At 60.0% G+C, this 20,903-nt stretch carries 19 protein-coding genes and 3 pseudogenes; 14 read left to right on the top strand and 8 right to left on the bottom strand.

The genetic code is table 11. The annotated features are described in order from the left end of the window. Nucleotides 1–72: 72 nt before the first annotated feature. From ACA054_RS20705 to ACA054_RS20660, 10 genes are all read left to right on the top strand, one after another. Complete coding sequence (locus tag ACA054_RS20705) at nt 73–1,164, top strand: VOC family protein (RefSeq protein WP_497685929.1); 1,092 nt, start codon at nt 73–75, stop codon at nt 1,162–1,164. 175 nt (nt 1,165–1,339) lie between these two features. Then, the gene (locus ACA054_RS20700) at nt 1,340–2,296 is read left to right on the top strand and encodes a fumarylacetoacetate hydrolase family protein (protein WP_497685928.1); all 957 of its coding nucleotides are present in this window, start codon (nt 1,340–1,342) and stop codon (nt 2,294–2,296) included. Continuing rightward, complete coding sequence (locus ACA054_RS20695) at nt 2,296–4,197, top strand: acyl-CoA synthetase (protein WP_497685927.1); 1,902 nt, start codon at nt 2,296–2,298, stop codon at nt 4,195–4,197. The genes ACA054_RS20700 and ACA054_RS20695 overlap by 1 nt, the downstream gene beginning before the upstream one ends. A gap of 162 nt (nt 4,198–4,359) precedes the next feature. Beyond that, a complete protein-coding gene (locus ACA054_RS20690; RefSeq protein WP_497685926.1) occupies nt 4,360–5,676 on the top strand; it encodes an outer membrane protein transport protein in 1,317 nt (438 codons plus the stop codon). Nucleotides 5,677–6,197: 521 nt separating this feature from the next. Further along, entirely contained in the window at nt 6,198–6,995 is a 798-nt protein-coding gene (locus ACA054_RS20685) for a cupin domain-containing protein (protein ID WP_497685925.1), read from the top strand. Beyond that, on the top strand, nt 6,992–7,540 hold the full coding sequence (locus tag ACA054_RS20680) for a 2,4'-dihydroxyacetophenone dioxygenase family protein (RefSeq protein ID WP_497685924.1): 549 nt from the start codon (nt 6,992–6,994) through the stop codon (nt 7,538–7,540). The genes ACA054_RS20685 and ACA054_RS20680 overlap by 4 nt, the downstream gene beginning before the upstream one ends. Nucleotides 7,541–7,563: 23 nt before the next feature. Continuing rightward, nucleotides 7,564–8,811, top strand: a complete 1,248-nt coding sequence (locus ACA054_RS20675; protein ID WP_497685923.1) for a CaiB/BaiF CoA transferase family protein — start codon at nt 7,564–7,566, stop codon at nt 8,809–8,811. Further along, a complete protein-coding gene (locus ACA054_RS20670; protein ID WP_497685922.1) occupies nt 8,808–9,572 on the top strand; it encodes an enoyl-CoA hydratase-related protein in 765 nt (254 codons plus the stop codon). Before ACA054_RS20675 ends, ACA054_RS20670 begins: the two co-directional genes overlap by 4 nt. Further along, nucleotides 9,557–11,365: an acyclic terpene utilization AtuA family protein gene (locus ACA054_RS20665; protein ID WP_497685921.1), complete on the top strand. Its 1,809-nt coding sequence runs from the start codon at nt 9,557–9,559 to the stop codon at nt 11,363–11,365. The genes ACA054_RS20670 and ACA054_RS20665 overlap by 16 nt, the downstream gene beginning before the upstream one ends. Then, a complete protein-coding gene (locus ACA054_RS20660) occupies nt 11,362–12,522 on the top strand; it encodes an acyl-CoA dehydrogenase family protein (protein WP_497685920.1) in 1,161 nt (386 codons plus the stop codon). The genes ACA054_RS20665 and ACA054_RS20660 overlap by 4 nt, the downstream gene beginning before the upstream one ends. A gap of 154 nt (nt 12,523–12,676) precedes the next feature. On the opposite strand, the gene ACA054_RS20655 is transcribed toward ACA054_RS20660, so the two are convergent. Further along, on the bottom strand, nt 12,677–13,465 hold the full coding sequence (locus tag ACA054_RS20655) for a GntR family transcriptional regulator (protein WP_497690348.1): 789 nt from the start codon (nt 13,463–13,465) through the stop codon (nt 12,677–12,679). Between the two features lie 118 nt (nt 13,466–13,583). Further along, a pseudogene (locus tag ACA054_RS20650) lies at nt 13,584–13,855 on the bottom strand (multiheme c-type cytochrome); the annotation flags it as partial. On the opposite strand from ACA054_RS20650, the gene ACA054_RS20645 reads away from it, so the two are divergent. After that, entirely contained in the window at nt 13,748–14,014 is a 267-nt protein-coding gene (locus ACA054_RS20645; RefSeq protein WP_497685919.1) for a hypothetical protein, read from the top strand. The pseudogene ACA054_RS20650 and the gene ACA054_RS20645 overlap by 108 nt on opposite strands. Nucleotides 14,015–14,151: 137 nt before the next feature. On the opposite strand, the gene ACA054_RS20640 is transcribed toward ACA054_RS20645, so the two are convergent. The 5 genes and pseudogenes from ACA054_RS20640 to ACA054_RS20620 all read right to left on the bottom strand — a co-directional run bounded on the left by ACA054_RS20640 (nt 14,152) and on the right by ACA054_RS20620 (nt 17,955). Further along, nucleotides 14,152–15,045, bottom strand: coding sequence for a LysR family transcriptional regulator (locus tag ACA054_RS20640; protein WP_497685918.1), 894 nt, complete (start codon nt 15,043–15,045; stop codon nt 14,152–14,154). 163 nt (nt 15,046–15,208) lie between these two features. Next, the gene (locus ACA054_RS20635) at nt 15,209–16,381 is read right to left on the bottom strand and encodes a (R)-mandelonitrile lyase (RefSeq protein ID WP_497685917.1); all 1,173 of its coding nucleotides are present in this window, start codon (nt 16,379–16,381) and stop codon (nt 15,209–15,211) included. 38 nt (nt 16,382–16,419) lie between these two features. After that, nucleotides 16,420–16,611, bottom strand: a pseudogene (locus tag ACA054_RS20630) (aldo/keto reductase); the annotation flags it as partial. Nucleotides 16,612–16,621: 10 nt separating this feature from the next. Beyond that, a pseudogene (locus ACA054_RS20625) lies at nt 16,622–16,780 on the bottom strand (aldo/keto reductase); the annotation flags it as partial. A 203-nt stretch (nt 16,781–16,983) separates the two neighbouring features. Beyond that, a complete protein-coding gene (locus ACA054_RS20620) occupies nt 16,984–17,955 on the bottom strand; it encodes a ribonuclease Z (protein WP_497685916.1) in 972 nt (323 codons plus the stop codon). A 125-nt stretch (nt 17,956–18,080) separates the two neighbouring features. Here ACA054_RS20620 and ACA054_RS20615 point away from each other — a divergent pair, with 125 nt between their 5' ends. Beyond that, nucleotides 18,081–18,689: a cyclodeaminase/cyclohydrolase family protein gene (locus ACA054_RS20615; RefSeq protein ID WP_497685915.1), complete on the top strand. Its 609-nt coding sequence runs from the start codon at nt 18,081–18,083 to the stop codon at nt 18,687–18,689. Continuing rightward, the gene (locus ACA054_RS20610) at nt 18,680–18,991 is read left to right on the top strand and encodes a hypothetical protein (RefSeq protein ID WP_497685914.1); all 312 of its coding nucleotides are present in this window, start codon (nt 18,680–18,682) and stop codon (nt 18,989–18,991) included. Before ACA054_RS20615 ends, ACA054_RS20610 begins: the two co-directional genes overlap by 10 nt. Nucleotides 18,992–19,064: 73 nt before the next feature. On the opposite strand, the gene ACA054_RS20605 is transcribed toward ACA054_RS20610, so the two are convergent. Continuing rightward, nucleotides 19,065–19,742 carry a hypothetical protein gene (locus ACA054_RS20605; protein ID WP_497685913.1) on the bottom strand — a complete coding sequence of 226 codons (678 nt, stop codon included), beginning with the start codon at nt 19,740–19,742 and terminating at the stop codon, nt 19,065–19,067. Between the two features lie 379 nt (nt 19,743–20,121). On the opposite strand from ACA054_RS20605, the gene ACA054_RS20600 reads away from it, so the two are divergent. Beyond that, the gene (locus ACA054_RS20600; RefSeq protein ID WP_497685912.1) at nt 20,122–20,898 is read left to right on the top strand and encodes a transporter substrate-binding domain-containing protein; all 777 of its coding nucleotides are present in this window, start codon (nt 20,122–20,124) and stop codon (nt 20,896–20,898) included. Nucleotides 20,899–20,903: the final 5 nt, after the last annotated feature.

Raw genomic sequence — 20,903 nt, 5'->3', positions numbered from 1 at the left:
ACTTGATTGGCTAAACCCCTGATTGTTTCAGGGGTTCGGGACAGCTTTGCCCTAAAAAACCGGAAAACGACAATGAACAAAAAAATCGAACTGCACCGGTTGGCGACACAACAACCCGCCCGGCATCCGCAGCCGACGGTAAAAGCCCAGGATCTGACTCACCTGATTTTCCAGCGGCCGGACATGAATGAGGCGGCGCGTTTCCTGACCGACTTCGGTCTGACGGTAAGACGACAGGACGCCGAAACGCTCTATCTACGAGCCACCGATGCCACTTCATATTGTTACCGTGTCCATCGTGCAGAACAGGCACGTTTTATCGGATTCGGCCTGGCAGTCCGGTCTCTCAAAGATCTGGAAAAACTCTCTCGAATCCCAGGTGCGTCATCGGTAGAGAAGTCGGAACATCCTGGCGAAGGGTATTACGTCAGACTGACCGATCCTTCCGGTTTCGTTGTGGAAGCCGTTTTTGACCAGACACCAGGCAAGACGCTGGCACACAGAGCTCCTCTGCACTGGAATCTGGCTCACGAACAACCACGAATCAATGCCACGCAGCGCCCGCCGATTGCTCCCCCCGAAGTGCTCAGGCTTGGCCACATCGTCATTGAGGTGGCCGACTACCAGGCTACCTGTGCCTGGTATACGCAGCATTTCGGGTTTATTCCCAGCGATGTGCAGGTACTTCCCGATGGCACGCCTATCGTCGCTTTCATGCGTGTGGATCTCGGTGACATTCCCGCGGCTCACCATACGCTCGCGATTGCGCAAGGGTTCATGGCCACCTACAGCCATAGCGCCTTTGAGGTCGTCGATGCAGACGCCGTGGGCATGGGGCAGCGCGTTTTGCGCGAGCGCGGTTGGGAGCACTCATGGGGCATCGGCCGGCACATCCTGGGCAGTCAGATTTTCGATTACTGGCAAGACCCTTGGGGTGACAAGCACGAGCATTACTGCGACGGGGATCTTTTCACGGCCACTCGGCCTACGGGCATTCATCCGGTGAGTCCCGAGGCAATGGCCCAGTGGGGGCAACGCATGCCCAAGAGTTTTACCAAACCCAAGATGAGCCTGGCCAATCTGATTCTGCTGATCCGCAACCTTCGACGCAGCCCGGACCTGACCTTTCGCAAGCTGATAACACTCATGCGGATGTTCGGGTAGAGCTGCCGCCATGTCGGACAACTCAACCCGGTTTGGCCGGCGGGACCTGCTTAAAGCCGGCGCTTTGATTGCTGGCAGTGCGTGGGTCTACACCGTTGCCAGCCCCCCGTCAGAACAACACCACTGTTCCCGCGCCATCGAGCGCGGGACAAACGCCGCTCCAGGAGTACCTTCAATGTCTGCTGTACACGTAGTCCGCTTTGAATTTCAGAACGGTATCCACTGGGGCGTGCTTCGCCAGGGCCGTATCACAGTTGTCCCCGGCGTTTTTGAAACCACCGGTGACTTCCTTCGCCAGAACAGTATCGACGACCTCGCTCAACTCAAAGGCTCTGAGCTTGCGCAGGGCGAAGTAAAACTGCTGTCGCCGGTAACCCGTAACCAGCAGTTCGTCTGCCAGGGTGCCAATTACCGTCAGCACATGATCGAGTCAGGCATGGACCCGGACGCGAAGAAATTCAACATGATCTTCACCAAGGCGACGAGTTGCCTGGTAGCGGCTGACAGCGACCTGATCAAGCCACGCCACGTACGCTTCCTTGACTACGAGATCGAACTGGGCCTTGTGATGAAGCGCGCGATCACCGGCGCCATTGCTGTCACCGACGCCAATCTGCATGAGTTCATTGCCGGCGTCGTCATTGTCAATGACTACTCGGCGCGTGACATTCAGATTCCCCAGATGCAGTTCTACAAGGGCAAGAGCTACCGCACTTTCGGCCCGGTCGGCCCGTACCTGTGCCTGCTGGATGCCAAGAACATGCATTACCTGAAAGAACTGCAGCTACGCCTGACAGTCAACGACCAGGTGCGACAGAACGACAGCACGGCCAATCTGGTTTACGGCCCCGCGGAAACCCTGACCGAACTCTCCGCCTTGCAAGATCTCGCCATTGGAGACCTGATCGCCACCGGTACGCCTGCCGGCTGTGCTTTGACGATCCCTTCGCCTGCCAAAATGCGCATTGCAGCCCTGCTGCCCGAAGCCACCAAGTGGAAGCTTTTCCTCAAGGCGCAGGAAGGCCGGACGCAGTACCTCAAGGCCGGTGACGTGGTCGAGGCGCGCATTCGCAGCGCCGATGGTGTGATCGATCTCGGCGTACAACGCAATCGCGTCGTGGGGGAAGCCTGATGGTAGTGCAGACCCTGGATGACATCGAAAGTCTCGAACGAGTCCCCTTGTCGGAGCGTGGTCTGGCTTGCAGCACTTATGACGCGCTGCGACAGACGGCCGAGCGCACCCCCCAGGCACCGGCGCTGAGCTTCTTCGCCGATGCTGCCGATTTCAAGCGCACCCACGAGTGGAACTACTCCCAACTCTTGGCGGACATCACCCGCGCGGCAAATGCCTTCGATGACCTGGGCATAAAACCGGGCGAGGTGATTGCCTTTGTTTTGCCCAATCTGCCAGAAACCCATTTCACGATATGGGGCGGGGAGGCGGCGGGCATCGCCATGGCGATCAATCCTCTGCTTGAAGCCAAGCAGATGGCTGGCTTGCTGAATGCCGCGAAGGCATCCGTGGTGGTGACACTCGCGCCGACTCCAGGCAGCGACCTGTGGCCGAAACTGGCTTCGCAGCTGGATCAGTTACCCGGGATCAGGTCTGTCGTTTGGGTCAGCATGGCACCCTATGTCGACGAACCAGTGCGTGAGGCCCTGAAAGCCGTGGCACTGAAGGAACGAGACTTACACAGCGGCATAGCGATCCACGATTGGCAATCGCTGATGGAGACTCAGCCACACACATACCTCAAGAGCGGTCGGCAAATCCGCGAGGATGAGTGCTCCTCCTACATCTGTACGGGCGGCACCACGGGACTTCCCAAGATCGCCGCGCGTAGCCACGGCTCGGAAGTATTCAACGCATGGGCCATCGCCGCTCACATGCAGCCACGCAGTGGTGTCCAGGTCATGTTCTGTGGCCTGCCGCTGTTTCATGTCAATGGCCAGCTGGTGACCGGACTGATGCCTTGGACGCAAGGCGACCATGTGATTCTCGGCACGGCTCAAGGGTATCGTGGCGAGGGCGTGATCCCACGATTCTGGGAGATAGTCGAGCACTTCGGTATCAACCTCTTTTCCGGCGTGCCAACGGTCTATGCAGCACTTCTGCAAAATGAATGGCAGGGCCGCGATCTGTCCAGTCTTCGCTATGCAATCTGTGGCGCCGCACCCATGCCGGCTGAGCTGTTCCGGGAGTTCGAACGTCGGACCGGGGTGAAGATCCTTGAAGGTTACGGTCTTACCGAGGGTGCCTGCGTCTCTTCAATCAATCCACCCCATGGCGAGCGCCATATCGGCTCCATCGGGATACGGATCGCCTACCAGAACATGCGCGCGGTCTTGCTCAACGATTCCGGAGAGTACCTGCGCGACGCCAACGTGGATGAGATCGGTCTAATCACGATCAGTGGTCCGAACCTCTTCGAGGGTTATCTGGAGGAGCGTCATAACCAGGGCCTCTGGATCGATATCGATGGTCAGCGCTGGCTGAATACGGGCGATCTGGGTCGCCAGGATGCACAAGGTTACTTCTGGCTGACCGGGCGCAAGAAGGAGCTGATCATCCGCGGCGGCCACAACATTGATCCCAAGCAAATTGAAGAAGCTCTTCAGGCGCATCCCGCCGTCGCCTTGGCCGCTGCAATAGGTTGCCCCGATGCCTACTCGGGCGAAGTGCCGGTTGCCTACGTTCAACTACGCCCCGGGCAAACTTGCAATGCCGAAGAACTTGAGGCGTTCGCTCATCTCAACATCAGCGAGCGGGCAGCTGTTCCCAAGCGCATTGAAATCCTCGAAGCGTTGCCACTGACTGCCGTGGGCAAGATATTCAAGCCCGCTTTGCAGCAGCGCGAAATTGCCAAAGTAGTCCAGCAGGAAGTGGAGCGTCTGGGGCTTTCGGATATTGCTGTTGAAGTCGTCCAGGACAATCGTCGTGGGCAGGTTGCCTGCGTCAGGGCAGGCACGGGCCAAGAAGTCCTGGCTCCACTCTTGGGGCGTTACAGCTTTCAAATCGAGTGGATTAATTGAGTTTTTGATTCGCAATCTGTAAGTCCAGCAGTCATGCCCTGGCGTTCTTCAGCCAGGGTGTTTTACACAACATCGATCAACGCCACCCGGCACTGAGAAGTGCACAGGACGGCGAAGCCTTGCCTGCGTGAATCAACAAAAACAATAAACAAGAGGTGGAAAATGCAGCTGAATAACCGTGCGACCCCACGTTTCTCCGCTCAGCGAAAATGTGCTATCTGGATTAAGTTCAGCAGTGCCATGGCACTCCTCAGCGCCTCTACCATGGCAGGCGCCAATGGCATCGGCCTGAATGAACAAAGTGCAAGCAGTGCAGGGACTGCTTACGCGGGAAGGTCGTCTTCGGCGCTGGATGCCAGCACCATCTATGGAAACCCCGCAGGCTTGACCAAGTTGAAGCGCAGTGAAATTTCCGGCGGTGCCGCGGTCGTCTCGGCCAACATCGACATCAGTGATGCGCAGAGCAGTGTCGCAGGGACGAATGAGGGGGACTCGGTGCCTTTGGGGGTGGTGCCCTTCGCTTATATGTCGACGCCGCTTGACGATCGATTTTCGATTGGTGTGGGCCTCTATGCGCCGAGTGGTCTGATCAATGATTACGAGGGCTCTTTTCAGGGCCGCTACCATGGCTCCTATAGCACGACCAAGGAAATAACCCTGCAGCCCACTATTGCCTATCGGATCAATGATCACGTGTCCATTGGTGGCGGACCGACCATAAACCGCTTCAATGCCAAGCTTCAGAATTATATGGCTACCGGCGCCCTGAACAATGGCGAGGATACACTGGTCACCATCAAAGGCGATGACACGGCCATTGGCTACAACCTTGGCCTCCTGGTTGACTTTAATGAGGCAACCCGTTGGGGAATTACTTACCACTCGAAGGTGAGCTATCACCTCAAAGGGCATACTGAAGTTTCCGGCTCCCCGAGCGCTGTCATGGACGGAAATTATGACAACAAAGTAGACATTACTATGCCCGAATCAGTGGATACGTCCATCACCCATCGATTCAATAGTCGCTGGACCGGATACCTGGGTGCCACCTGGACACGTTGGAGCCGGATCCAGGAGGTCAAGGCAATCAACAGCGGTGTTTCCCCCGTGGGCCAGGCGGTTGGCATGGAGACTATGACCGAACTTATGAACTGGCATGACACGTGGAGCACCGCGGTGGGCGCATCCTATCAATTGAACCCCCAATGGCTGCTCCGCGCAGGCTACGCCTATGATCCCTCGCCAGTAGGAAATGAGGATCGCAGCGTGCGCGTTCCGGTTGGCAACCGCCAGGCCGTCACCTTCGGCGCCGCTTATTCACCGAACGCCGATCTGACGATAGACCTTGCTTATGGTTATCTCTGGGATTCCAAAGTTTCAGTAAACCAGTCGAACGACTCCGGTCTGCAACCGGCATACAGTGCCAACTACGAAAATAGTGCGAATGGAGTTTCAGTACAGGCAACCTATCGGTACTAATCGATTTGACCCAGAGCATTTCCACTACGAATTGATTGAGTAGTTTTTCCAGCGCCCATTACTGAACCTGTCATGGGGGCTCTTTACAGCGGGCGGACGCTACGCGTTCCACGGCGTTAGTAGCCATGCCTGATCGAGGCGCTTTACCAAGCGCCTTGCTGTCGGTGCACTCTCCACAAGAGAGTCTCTGTTTTATCTCTGCGCCTGTCTGAAGGTCGTCGCTATCCGTGGCGATTTGGAAGACTCCGAACTCGCGCTGCGAGTTCGGGACGGCGCCACCGAAATACGCAAATCTCATAGGCGGCACTGCATGGACCTTGCACCTTTTCTGGGTCAGTTTCCTCTCGCTTGCGCCTTCTTCTTTGACAGTCGCCGCTAACTCGTCCTGCCGGGTACGCCAGATCTCGTACCGTCCGGACAGAATCTCTGCGGTCACCCCAATGAGGTGCTTGACGAGGGTCTTTTTTCATGGCAAAACTCCTAACATTAGATCTTTAGGCTTAAGTCTCGTAGGAGGTTCTATGCTTACGCAAAACGTTCAGGATCCAGCCGCAATAAAAGCCATCCCCACTGTGATCAGGGCGGCGGACCTTGCTGCCTACTCGCCGGCGAACCACACCGGCACCTCCAATGTGCGCGTGATCGGCCCTGAGACCGTGGGCGCGACGGCACTCGAAGTGCTGGTCGGTACGATCGTGAAATCCCATGGCGCGAAGCCGCACGCGCATCCGTACCTGGAGCAATGCGCCTACATGATTGAAGGCACTGGCGAGTCGCAAGCGCAGGGTCGCGTCGACGTGATGGCCCCCGGAACCTGGACCTACGCGCCGGCGGGCGTGTTCCATACATTTCGCGTGACCAGCGACCAGCCCGGACGGCTGCTGGTCGTCTATGCGCCGCCTTATGGCGAGAACCCGGCGCACACGATCACGGAACCCGACCCTGCGGTCACTGAGCGCGGCGAAGTCCGCGTACTTGTCGCCGCCGAGGCCTCCACCCCGATCGTCCCGCTCATCGATCGCGACACCGTCGGCGCGCAGTGGGTCGACATCAAGGCGCTGCGGCTGCGTGCCGGCAGCGCCTTGGCCTGCACCACCGAGCCCGACGCCGAGCAGGTTCTCTACGTCGAAGACGGACGGATCGAGGCGCACGTCGACGGGCAGGACTTCCAGCTCGCGGCGGGCGACTTCCTGTTTCTTCCATGCGGGTTCGCCACAGTCCTGCGCTGCCCGCCGGAGCAGCCCGCATCCGGCTTTCTCATCAAAGGACGGCTTCCGTCAACCGCTTTACTCACAACAACAAAAGGAAACAACGCATGAACGCTAAATTTCCCACCCAGCAAAAAACTTCCACCGGCGCGTTGCTGCCATTGGTCGGCCTCCCGCAGGACACTCTGCTGACCGTCAACATCGAGCAGGTCCCACTGATCAAGAATGTCTTCCCGGGCATCCACATTCAGCCGCTACGTATCGACCCGGAGCGCGGCGAGTGGGTCATCAAGGCCATCGTGGAACCCGGTGCCTCCCTGCCGATTCACTACCACACCGGTACGGCGCAGGTGTGGACGATCCAGGGCTGCTGGAAGTATCTCGAGTACCCAGACCAGCCACAGACGGCGGGCTCCTACCTGTTCGAGCCGGGCGGCTCGGTGCACACCTTCTACACCCCCAAGGAGAACACCGAAGACACCATCACCATCGCCTGGATCGAAGGCGCGCAGGTCAGCTTCAACGATGACGGCACCTTCCATTCGATGAATGACGCGGCTTCGATCCAGTACGCGATCGAGACCCTCGCAGCGGCGCACGGCCTCGGACCGGTGCCCTACATCCGCGGCAACGGCGCCGACATAGCCGGTTCTTGACCGTAAAGAGGAGCACGGACCGAATGAATAACAACTCAAGCCAGGGTGGACCGCTCGCCGGCCTGCGCATTATCGACATCACCGAAGTCGTCATGGGACCTTCGGCCACGCAGATGCTGGCTGATCTTGGCGCCGACGTGATCAAGGTGGAGCCGCCCGGTGGCGACATGCTGCGCGCCACCGGGCCCGGAGGCCGCGCTGGCGCCGGTCCGCTGTTCCTCAACCTGAACCGCAACAAGCGCAGCATCGTGCTGGACCTCAAGAATCCTGTCGGCAAGGAGGCGCTACTGAAACTGGCGCAGACGGCCGACGCGCTGATCTACAACGTGCGGCCGCAGGCCATGCAGCGGCTCGGGCTGGATTACGAAGCAGTACGGCAGGTGAACCCGCGCATTATCTATGTCGGCACCTTCGGGTTCAGCCAGCGGGGCCGCTATGCGGCCTCGCGCGCCTTCGACGATCTGATCCAGGCCGCCGTCGCGATGCCCGAGGCCAGCGTGCGAGCGGGGTCCGAAGTACCGCGCTATGCGCCGCTCAACCTCTCGGACCGGGCGACGGGCCTGTACGCGTTCGGTGTGATCTGTGCGGCGCTGTTGGCGCGCGAACGCACGGGACGCGGCCAGTCGGTCGATGTGCCGATGTTCGAGACGACCGCACAGATGATGCTGGGCGATCACCTCTATGGCCACACGTTCATCCCGCCGCGCGGTGGCTTCGGCTATCCGCGGTTGCTCAACCCGCAGCGGCGGCCATACGCCACGCAGGACGGTCTTGTATGCCTGGTCGTCTACACCGACGAGCAATGGAAGGCCTTCATGCGCGTGGTCGGCGAGGCCGAGCGGTTCGAAAGCGACCCGCGGTTTGCCGACGGCGAATCACGCACGCAGCATGTCGAGGCGCTGTACGAAATTCTCTCCGACAACCTGAAAACCAAGACCACTAAAGAATGGGAAGAGCTGCTGGTGCCGCTCGGCATCCCGGTGCTCCCGGCGCATACCTTCGAGTCCCTGCTGGAGGATCCGCACCTGAAGGACATCGGCTTCTTCCAACAATTCGAGCATCCCACCGAGGGCGTGTTGCGGACCATGGCGGTACCGAGCGAATGGCCGCAATCACCGCTGCCGCCGTTTCGCCCGCCGCCGCTGTTGGGTGAGCACAGCGAGGAAGTGCTCGCGGAGGCTGGCTACTCGCGCGATCAGATCCGCGAGATGGTGCTGACCAGCGTGACCCAGGTGACAACGGTACCCAAGGAAACGGAGGTCAGGACATGACGACGGTCCTTCAAGAAAGCCGGCAGGACGGTCGGGTGATTCTCACCATCGACCGCCCGGATCGCCGCAATGCGCTCAACGCGGATGTCATCGCGGCGCTGCAGCAAGCCCTGCAGCGCGCCCGGGCGGACGACTCGATCCGCGCTGTCGTGCTCACCGGTGCGGGCGACGAGGCGTTCTGCGCCGGTGCTGACCTGGGCGCGGACGCCTTCGCGCTCGACTACTCCATACCGACCATCGCCTATGCCGACCTGCTGCGCACCGCCCGCACGCTTGCCGTGCCGCTCATCGCGCGGGTTAACGGTGCCTGCATGGCCGGCGGCATGGGCCTGCTCGCGATGTGTGACCTCGCCATTGCTGCCCCGCACGCGATCTTCGGATTACCAGAGGCGAAAGTCGGTGTGTTCCCGATGCAGGTGCTCGCTGTGCTGCAGGCTCAAGTGCCGCAGCGCTGCCTGGTGCAACTTTGCCTGACGGGTGACCCGATCGATGCCGCGAGAGCGCGCGAAATCGGCCTGATCAACGAGGTGGCGGACGACCTCGACGGTGCGATCGAGCGCCTGCTGTCGCGATTGCTCGGCAACTCGCCCACCGCGCTACGCCGTGGGCTGTATGCGATGAAGGCGATGCGCTCGATGTCGTTCGAAGAGGCTATCGCGTTCGGCGAAGGCCAGATCGGCCTGCTGGCCATGACGCAGGATGCGCGCGAGGGTATCGCCGCATTCAAGGACAAAAGGAAACCGCAATGGACCAACAAATGAATTCGCAAGCCGCGAACAAGCTCGTGCGCATCGGCGGCGCCTCGGGCTTCTGGGGCGACAGCAGCCTCGGACCGATGCAACTGGTGCGCCAGGGCGACATCGACTACCTGGTGTTCGACTATCTCGCCGAGCTGACGATGTCGATCCTCGCCGGCGCACGTATGAAGCGTCCCGAGGAAGGCTATGCCATCGACTTCGTCACGGTGGCGCTGCGCTCGGTGCTGAAGCAGGCTGTAGAGAAGGGCATTCGCATCGTCAGCAACGCCGGCGGCGTGAACCCGAAGGGCTGCGCCGCGGCGGTGCAGGCTCTGGCCGACGAACTCGGCGTGGCGGTACGCATCGCGATCGTCGAAGGTGACGACGTGCTGCCCCTGGCGGCCGCCATGCGGGCGGCCGGCACGGTCGGAATGTACAACGGCGAACGGATGCCGGAACGGTTGGTGACGGCAAATGCCTACCTTGGCGCGCTGCCGGTCGCGCAGGCACTCGACGCAGGTGCCGACATCGTCATCACCGGCCGCTGCGTCGACAGTGCGGTCACGCTCGGCGTGCTGATGCATGAATTCGGCTGGGCGCCTGACGACTTCGACCGGCTTGCCGCGGGCAGTCTCGCCGGCCACATCATCGAATGCGGCTGTCAGGCCACCGGCGGCTTGCACACCGACTGGGCCGCGGTGCCCGACTGGGCCAACATCGGTTATCCGATCGTGGAGTGCCGCGACGACGGCAGCTTCGTCGTCACCAAGCCCGCGGGCACCGGCGGGCTCGTCTCGACCGGAACGGTCGGCGAGCAACTCTTGTACGAGATCGGCGACCCGGCCCGCTATCTGCTTCCGGATGTGATCTGCGACTTCCGCCAGGTGCGCCTGGAGCAAGTCGGGCTGCATTGCGTGCGGGTGACCGGTGCGCGCGGCCTGCCGCCGACCGCTACCTACAAGGTCAGCGCCACTGCACCGGCGGGCTTCAAGGTGTCCGGGCAGCTCACCATCGTCGGGATCGATGCCGCCGCTAAAGCCAAGCGCACCGGCGAAGCGCTACTCGAGCGGGGCAGCCGGTTGCTGCGCGATCACGGGTTCGCGGACTTCCTGGCGACGCGCATCGAGCTGCTTGGCACCGAGTCGGCCTACGGCCCACTCGCCCGGCGGTTGCCGACGCGCGAAGTCGTGCTGCGCCTGACTGTGACGCATGCCGACCGGCGCGCGCTGGAGATGTACAGCCGCGAATTCGCCGCACCCGGCACGTCATGGTCACCGGGCACGACCGGTTCAGGTGGCCGTCCCTCCGTGTCGCCGGTCTTGCGGCAGTTCGCCTGGCTCATTGCGAAGGAGCAGGTGTCGCCGACGGTCACGCTCGGCGAGACGACGTTTACCGTGGCGTTGCCGCCGCGATCACCACAGGGGGTGTCGGAACGGCTGGTGCCCACCGAGGGTGCTCTGCCCGCCGGCCCACGCCAGACCGTGCCGCTAGTGAGAATCGCGCTCGGGCGAAGCGGCGACAAGGGCGACACGTCCAATATCGGCCTGATCGCCCGCCATCCGGCACTGTTGCCGGTGCTGATCGAGCAGGTGACACCCGAACGCGTGAAGGATTACCTCGGCCACTTGGTGCAGGGGCCGGTGCATCGATACGAGCTGCCCGGCATTCACGCCATCAACCTCCTATGCGAGCGCGCGCTGGGCGGCGGCGGTATGGCGTCGCTGCGCAACGACCCGCTCGGCAAGGGCATGGCGCAGATGCTGCTCGATATGCCGGTCGATGTGCCCGAAAGCCTGCTGCAGGAACTGCTCGCATGAATTTCGATTTATCGCAAGACCAGCTCGCGATCCGCGACGCCGTCGAGGCGATCTGCGCCGACTTCGGTGCCGATTACTGGCTCGAGCGCGAGCGCGACGGACGCTGGCCGAGTGAATTCTGCGACACCATCGCCCGCGGCGGCTGGTTCGGCGTGACCATGCCCAAAGAGCATGGCGGCGCCGGCCTCGGCATCTCGGAAGCCGCAATGGTGATGCGCACCATCGGCAAGCTCGGCGCGGCGGCGGTGTCGTCGGTGCATCTCAACCTGTTCGGCCCGCAGCCCGTGGTCGTATTCGGCAGCGAGGCGCAGAAGCGGCGCTTTCTGCCGCCATTGATCGAAGGCACGGATCGCGCCTGCTTCGGCGTGACCGAGCCGAACATCGGTTCTGATACCACACGCATCCGAACCTTCGCGCGCCGCGCGGGCGACCGCTACATCGTCAACGGCCAGAAGGTCTGGACCTCGACCGCGCAGCACGCCAACAAGATCCTGCTGGTGGCCCGGACGACGCCGATCGAGGAATGCGCGCGGCCGATGGACGGCGTCACGCTGTTTTATACGGACCTCGACCGCAAGCACGTGCGCATCTGCGAGATCGAGAAGATGGCGCGCAAGGCCGTGGACTCGAACGAACTGTTCATCGACGGGTTGGAGATCCCGGTCGAGGATCGCATCGGCGAGGAAGGCCAGGGGTTCAGGTACCTGCTGCACGGTCTGAACCCGGAGCGCATCCTCGTCGCGGCCTCTGCGCTCGGTGCCGCGCAGACGGCGCTGACGAGTGCGACGGACTATGCCAGGGAACGCGTCGTGTTCGGGCGGCCGATCGGCATGAACCAGGCGATCCAGCATCCGCTGGCCGAATGCTGGATGCGCCTGCAAGCGGCCGAGCTGCTGATGTGGAAGGCGGCGGCGCTCTATGACCTCGGCAAGCCCTGCGGCGTCGAGGCCACGGCGGCGAAGTACCTGGCGGCCGAGGTTAGTTTCGAGACGTCATTGCGTGCGGTGCGCACACACGGCGGATTCGGCTATGCCACGGAGTACCACGTCGAGCGCGGCCTGCGCGAAAGCGTGCTGTCGCTGGTCGCGCCGGTGACCCAGGAGCTCGCGCTGTGCTACGTCGCCGAGCAGGCTCTCGGCCTGCCGAAGTCGTATTGATCTGCGCAACGAATCAACACGCCTTCCTCATTGGCATTCGCGCCGAACCGTTCAAACAGTTGCAGTACTACGGCGCACTCAGCGGTTGTAAAGACCGGTCAGGGTGGCCGTGACGAGTGTGTTCTGTTGGATCAGGAAACGCGCATGAGCGCTTCTAGTCCCGCTTGCGCTCACCCACCACGCCTGGTTGAGGTTCGGTCATCCCGGGCATAGTCTTCAATGTAGACGCAGGGAAGTCGATCTCGGCGACGTAGCGGTCGCCCCGATACCAGGTGACACCGGCGTACAGCACGTTGCCTTTGCCGTCGACCAGGCACCGTGACATTTTTGCCACGGGAGAGGCAAACGGGATCTTCAGCAGGTCACACAAAGGAAAATCCGCAGGCATCACAGAAATGCGTTGTCTCACGCGTTTGCCGCGGGTGCCCAGTTTGTCGAGCACCGCGGCGAGTAGCTTCCTTTTCCTGGCGATGTCCTTGGGCAGTGACTCGAAGACCGCCGTGGACACGTAAATCTCGGCATAGCAGAACGCTTCGCCGGAATAGGTATGCAGCTTGCGCACGCACACGTTGTCGTCCGCCGACCGATCCTCCTCACCAAGCAGTTCTTGGGGCAATTGAGTGTGGTGCCGGACTTCGAGTATCTCGAAGGCAAGCGCCTGCGGCGCGGCGAAGGGATCATTGATCGTCAGTTCGAGGTCGCCGGTGGCGGCGGGCAGCGCTGCAACGTGGGTGCCGACACCCCGTTGGCTGCGGATCAGTCCTTCCTTGGAAAGCAGCTCGTACGCTTGCCGGACAGTCACGACCGCGACGCCCAAGTCGTCCGCCAGTTTCGTGATCGTCGGCAGCTGTGTGCCGAGCGGGTACTCGCCCTTCGCGATCTGGTGCCTCAGCAGGGAAGCTAACCGCTGATATTGGGTAACGCCGCGTTCGGCCCCCAGCATCGGTCGCTCGGTTCTGATGTCTGCATCACTGTTGCGCTTGTTCACGCTGTCTTTCACCCAAGTGCCTAACATTAGGTTTATGGTATCAGGACCGGCATTGGCCGTCATTTCTGTGCCGTTCTTTACGCGGGCCGAACTTAGTCGGTTTACCGTCGCTCGAGGGCTCAGGACATAGGCGCCGTTATCGAGGCCCGTGCGGGCACTAATGTTGTGGCATGTCTCGCAATCGACCCCAGGCATCGGATGATTTTTCGCGCTGTCTTCGATCGAGGAGGGGTTGACTTGCGAATTGATCTGCCCGGTCGTGAGACCGATCGGGGTATGGCAGTCGGTGCAGAAGTTATCGACCTTCCCCTCGGTGGCCGAACTCGCACGCTTGAGCAAGGCCCGATCGAAGAAAAGGGGACCGAAGAAAAGGAAGAAACAAAGAAAAGGGGACCAAAGAAAAGGGGACAGATTTATTTAAAGAAAAGGGGACAGATTTATTTAAAGAAAAGGGGACAGATTTATTTAGTCATTTGTTTCGCTGGGATTCCAAAGTCTCGGTAAAGCAGTCGAACAACTCCGGACTGCAACCGGAATACAGTGCCAACTACGACAAAAACGGGAATGGGTTTTCTGTGCAGGCGACCTATCGGTACTGATCGACATTCAAAGCCATTCGCAGCGTATGCCGCCAGTTCGGCTCAGCGCTCATAGCGCAGGGCGTCAACCACGACGCCAAACGCTGACGAATGTTCACGGCGGTTAGGGTAGTAGAGATGGTAGCCAGCAAAAGGTTGGCACCAATCCTCCAATACCCGCACAAGGCTTGCGTCGGCAAGCTCCTTCGACACCATATCTTCTGGCAGGAAGCCTAACCCGCAACCCGCAACAGCAGCGCGCAAGATTGGCACGCTGCTGTTGAACGTCCATTGCCCTTCAACACGCGCTTTCAGTTCGTGACCGTCTTTTTCGAAATCCCATTGCATCAGGCTACCGTGGGTGGGCAGTCGCAGATTGATGCAATTATGGGCGGCCAGGTCTCCAGGCTCCTTTGGCAGGGGCCGCTGTTTGAAATAGTCAGGTGACCCCACTACCGCTATGCGCAACGGTGGCCCGATCGCAACGGCAATCATGTCCTTGGCGACTTGATCGCCCAGACGCACGCCTGCGTCGTAGCGCTGCGCGACAATGTCGGACAGGGCGTAGTCGACCGTGATTTCGACCTTGATGTCCGGGTAGTCGGGAAGCACCTTCAACAGCTTGGGCCAAAGAATGTTGTTCGCCGCATGTTCGGAGGCTGAAATTCGTACGTTACCCGCAGGGGTATCCCGAAACTCGCTGACAGCAGCCAATTCAAGTTCGATCTCTTCGAACCGCGGCGCCATCGAGAGATACAAACGCTGACCCGCTTCAGTGGGGGACACGCTGCGCGTTGTTCGGGTCAGCAGTCGAACGCCGAGTCGTGCCTCGAGGGCACGCATCGTGTGGCTCAGGGCGGACTGCGAGACACCTAGCTGTGCGGCTGCGCGGGTGAAGCTGCCCTCGCGGGTAATGACCACGAAGGCTTGCAGGTCGTTGAGATTGGCGCGGGACATTGATGAGAACCTCTCATGCGGAGCGCGGGATTATTCCATGTAAGCAGGTTCCGCATGGATGCGCGACCCCAACGAGCCAATCACAGAGATGCCGACCATCGCGCACAGGCGGCAAGCAAGCTCAGCAGAGCAACGCCTGACAGGTTTTTTCCAGTCTTCATGTTCAACTACCCGTAGCCGCAAGTGCCTGTGCCAGGGCTGTATTTGCACGCTTGGCGGCTTCTTCATCCCCGCGTTCGGCCAGCACCTCGGTTACCTGGCGCAATTGTCCCGCGCTCAGTCCCACCCGCATGCTCGCCCGCATGTGCGAGCGCAACTGCGACTCCGCACCCGGTGTGGCGGCCAGTGCCCCTACGGTCGCCAGCTCCCGGCTTTGCCAGTCGAGGTTGTCGCGCTCGAAGATGTCGCCGAACAGATGGGCTTGTAAAAACTGGTTGATGACCGGGGCGAAATCGAACACCGGCCCCTTGACCGGGCCGCCCGAGATACGGGTTTGATTGGCCGTGCCTGCCGCCAGCAAGGCCTCACCTGTCGGGATGGCGCGGCTGGGTTCACGTCCAGGCGCGTCGTGGATGCCACGTTGCTTGCGTGCCTCCACCAGGTTCATCAGCTCGGTCAATGCATTGAGGCTGCGGGGGAAGCCGACATAGGCATAGAGCTGCGTCAGGATTTCCTTGGCCTCGCTAACGGTCAGGCCGGCGTCGAGGCCTTGGTTCAAGGTAGCGTTGAGCTTGGGCATGTCACTGGTCGCCATGAAGGCGGCGATCAGTGGAATGGCTTGTTGCTTGATCGACAGCGTGTCAGAAGCGGCTTGTGTGCGGGTCATGGGCTGCGATGCCTCGGCTTTCTGGGTGGCAACACTCGATACCCCTTCGTACTGCGCATCCGAGACCTTTTCCGCCCAGGTGACGGCTTTGCCGTCTTCGGCTTCGGCGATTGCAATGTGGGTCATACCGTTGGCGGCAGTAGCCCCATGCCAGTGGCGTGTTTGCGGTGGGATCCAGACAATGTCACCCGGACGGATTTCCTGACGTTGGCCTCCCTCTTGCTGCACGTAGCCGACACCGGCGGTGACAATCAGCGTTTGCCCCAGTGGATGGGTATGCCACGCCGTGCGTGCGCCGGGTTCGAAGGTCACCGTGCCACCGCCGATGCGGGCAGGCTGGTCACCTTTGAACAGGCCATCGACACGTACCGTGCCCGTGAAGTTTTCTTCAGCGCCCTTGATTGAGGGCTGAGAGCCAGCGGTGCTGATCCGGATCTGGTTGGAGGCCTGGGCGCAGGTTTCCCCGGCCAGGAGTGACAAGGCCACAAGCGGGGCGATCAGGGGATTCATTGAGGGTGCTCCTATGAGTGGCGAGTCGACAGCATCTGTCAACGCCCGACACGAGCCTTGAGAGACTCGGGGTAGCGGTCACCCTGGACGCGGATCTGTGACAATGCCGAATCGATGGCCCAGAGATCGTCCTCGGCGAGTGTGATGCTCGCACCGCCGATATTTTCTTCAAGGCGATGCAGCTTGGTTGTCCCGGGAATAGGAACGTTCCAGGGAGCCTGTGCCAGCAACTGGCAAGGGCGTGTCGAAAAAAGTGAGGCCGCGATCAACTGCAGTGCGGATGAGTGAGATTGCCTGCCTGGTGTCAGTGGCTGGGCCATAGCCGTGACTGAGGCCCATGCAACCGAGCCCCAGGGCCGATACTTCAAGAGAGCTGTTTCCGAGTTTCCGCTTTTGCATTGCAGATCTCCCTGCCTTGCGATCAGCATTGAGCTGATGGGTAAAAGATAGGAGCAGGCTGCACTGCGCCCAGGCGGCTTGTGCAATTGCGCTGTGGAAACTCTAAGGGAGGTTGGAAACACACACTAGACAGGTAAATCGGCAAGGACTTATGAGATAGATTCATTAGTCAAGCCATGTGGATTCCCCGAACGTGATCGCCATTACGCCAAGCGGCCCATGACGACTTTTAACCGACCATCCAGGTCGAGGTGATAACGCTGCAGATCTCGCGCCAGGAACAGCTCGCCGGTGAAGTGGGCTGCTGCTTCCTTGCGTACATCTTCGATAGACGGACTTCGCTCGGGATTGCACTGGTAGCGGGCACTGAAGTGTGTAAGAAGCAGATTGGGAATGCCTGCCGACTCGGCAAAACGCGCCACGGCGGCGGCACTGCTGTGCCCGTAATTCTCGCGATTGTGATCGATCAATGCCTGAGTGAAAGTCGCCTCATGCACCAGCACATTCGCACCGGCAGCCACCTCTGCCAACAGTTCAGGGGTATCGTTATCGCCGCAGATAATAATCCGTTGAGCGGGGCGCGCAGGGCGCAAATATGGCTCCGCACGGATTACACGTCCGGCGTGTTCAACCTCACGTCCATGCGCCAACTCGCCCCACAGCGGGCCACGAGGAATCCCTTCGGCCTCCAGACGTTGAATATCCAGGCGCGGATGAGGATCTGATTCGGCAAAAACATAGCCATGGCAGGGAACGCGATGGGAGAGGGTAACGGTGTTGACCTGAACGTTGCCATTTTGCCAGCCATTGAAGGTTTCGCTCGCGTGCAGATGCAATTCGAAGGGCAGCCAGGACTTGCTGACGCTCAGGCTGAGGCGCACCCAGGCATGTAGCGCAACCGGCATCACTATATCGAGTGGTTCCAAACGTCCCGACATGCCGGCACTGGCCAGCAAGCCGGGTAAACCGAAGCAATGATCGCCATGTACATGGGTGATGAAGCACCCGCGTAGTTCCTGTAAGGAGAGCGGGGTGCGCATCACTTGATGTTGAGTGGCTTCACCGCAATCGACCAGATACCAACCCCTGCCAGAGGACTCTATGAGAGCGGTGCCACTCACATTTCGATTTCGGGTCGGAACACCTGATGAGGTACCCAAAAATATGAGATCCATGGCCGGCTCTTTATTCAGTTTCAATGGTTGCTGAAGTGTATACCCACACCGTTTGTCCGCTGCGCTGCACTGGAATGCACGGGGTTACTCCAAAGAAAACCCACTGCCTTGAAGGTATGCTGCGCATGAGCATCTGGTTATCAAGCCTTGAGTCTTTTCGAGACAAAGTCGCGGCCGATACGTCGGTACCAAGCTGTGGTGCCACGTCATGCGTCTGTGCCAGCTTCGGGCTTGCGCTTCTGCTCATGGCGCTACGTAAATCCGATACCCGCAACCTGGAAGACGAGCGAAAAAAAACCATCCATGAGGCGGAGCAACTGATGGACGTCATGAAGGCCCACGCCGACAATGATGTTCGAGCGTTCAGTGCTTATATCGAAGAGCCACTGGCTGACGCTCAAGGTCACAGTCAGCAGCGAACCCTGGAAGTTACCTTGGGTGCACTGGCTGCTGCGAGAGGTTGCCTTCAAGGCATTGAACTTGCGCAGAGGGGCTTACCCTGTGTGAAGCCATCCTTGCAATGCGATGTGGTCGCCGCCGTCTTGATCATGCACGCAAGCCTCTCGGCGCTCTTGCTGAATGTCGATTCGGACGTTGATCAGATCGTACCGTCGGCCAGGAGAACTGAACTGGCTCATGATCGCTGCGACCTTCAGCAAAAAGCCGATGAAGCGCTGGCTCGCGTCTGGCGTCAGGACAAACCGCTCGTGGAGAGGTCATCATCATGCACTTGATCGAGGTCTTCCTACCGCTCAACACCAACGATGGCACACCGCAGCCGGTCGAGCTTTTCCGCCGTGTGCGGGAGCATTTGACCGACCAATTCGGAGGCGTGACGGCGTTCATCCGCAATCCAGCGAAAGGTATCTCGTTACAGCAAGGCAACCAAAGATCAGAGGACGACATCATCATTTATGAGGTCATGGTGGAAGTTGTTGATCGGCTTTGGTGGCAAAGCTACAAACGTGATCTGGAAGAGCGTTTTCAACAGGAAGAAATCCTGATCCGTGCCACCGCCGTGAATCTCATTCGCTAGCCCTGGCACAACACATCCGCGTAACGTCCAAGCCGACATTGTTCGCTCCGTGCTCATTGTCTGGCAGGGCCGATTACTCTGTGGTCGTGGTGAGCCAGAGCGAGGCTGACGACTTCTTTGTCTTGGCGACCTCGTCGCAGTAGTCCATGGCCTGGAAGTTCTTCGCGGCGCGCGAGGCGGGCACCGGTACCCAACGCACATTGAGCAGGGTGCCCACCGAGGAGTCCTTGACCTGCGTATTGGCGTCGTCGCGTTCGGCATAGGCGACGGTGATCTTTCCGGGCGCGCGCTGGTCGTCGAGCGGCCAGCCGCACACCATCGCGTAGAGCGGCGTGGCTTTGGGGTCCAACGGGAACTTCGCGGGCTTCACGTTGCGCCGAGCCACCATCTGCTGCATCGAAGGTAGGTACTCGACCATGTGCAGCAGCTGCACCTCGCCCGACTCGAACCAGCCGAATACCGCCATACCACCCGCCGGCACGTCGCCACTTGCCGGGTCGATTGCGCTGCCCCGATCATTGAAAATGGCCAGGATCGTGTACTTGCTATCTGGGAGTTTGCGGCGGAAGTAGTTACCGCCGACCATCATCGTCGCGATCGGCGGTTCGGCCGTTTCAGCCGTTTCAGCCGTTTCAGCCGCGTGGACTGGTGCCGTACTGAGCAAGGCGCCGAGCGTGAGCGCCGCGGCAGGAAGAGCGGCTCCTATGATCCATGTCCCGCCTCGGGTTGTCGTGTGTGGGTAGGCGGTCATCGTCCCTCCGGCCGTGGTGGTCGTATTTTCATCGCCGGCGGGCGACGTCTCCCGTTAATGTAGTGCGACGCCCGAGCCTTCGCGATTGCGCCTCATGGCCGTACGTCTGGAAATGGCCAGAGTCTGTAAAAACATCAGATTGGGATTTCCATATCGACGTCAGGAGACCGTGCTCACGTTTCGCAAATTGATCAAGGCACGGCGAGCGGCTGGTTCGGCTTTCCAAATCTGAAAATTCGAAGAAATGCGCATCGGAGTGAAGCAAATAATTCATGTAAGATTACTGTTGAATTATTTGATTCACTGGTTTAGTCTCGCCCTACGTTGTACGAGATCAACAGTTGTTAGCACCTAAAAATTCAAACAATCGGGAGCAAACATGAAAGCGAAATTGATGTTGGGATTGTTCATGACGGCCGCAGTTTCACTGCCAGCCTGGGCAGCGGACTGGACCGTAGGTGCTAACGTTGGCAACGTGCCGTGGGAGTTTCAGAACTCCAAAGGCGAGTTCGTCGGCTTCGAAGTCGATGTCGTAAAAGAGGTAGCCAAGCGCGCCGGCAAAACCGTCGAGTTCATCAATATCCCCTTCAACGGCCTGTTCAGTGCCGTGCAATCCAAACGCGTCGAGATCGCTATTTCATCGATCACCATCACCCCCAAACGCCTGGAGTCGGTCGCCTTTGCGCAGCCTTATTTCGACAGCGACCAGTCACTCACCGCACTGACCACCTCCAAGGTCAAAAGCCTGGCCGACATGGCTGACAAGGTGGTGGGCGTAGACACCGGCTCGACCGGTGACATGTGGATCGGCCAGCACAAGGACGAGTACAAGTTTGCCGATGTCTCGCGTTACGAAGGGCTTTCGCCGGCCATGCTGGATCTGGCTTCCGGGCGAATCGATGGCTACCTCAGCGATATCCCGGCGGTGCTCTACTACATCAAGGACAAGCCGCAATACTCCATCGTTGCGCGAATTCCCACCGGTGAGCGCTACTCGCTGATGCACGCCAAGGGCTGGGCGATGAGCGATCAGGTCAACGACATCATCAGCAAAATGAAAGAAGACGGCACCCTCGGGAAAATCCACAAAGAGTGGTTCGGCGCCGATGCCGATAAAGATTCGAGCACCATGCAGGTGACCGCTGTCCTCAAGTAAGTCCT

Source organism: Pseudomonas sp. LBUM1653, assembly GCF_059716115.1.
Note: the sequence above shows the minus strand (reverse complement) of the source record. Positions and strands in the feature narration are given on the sequence as shown.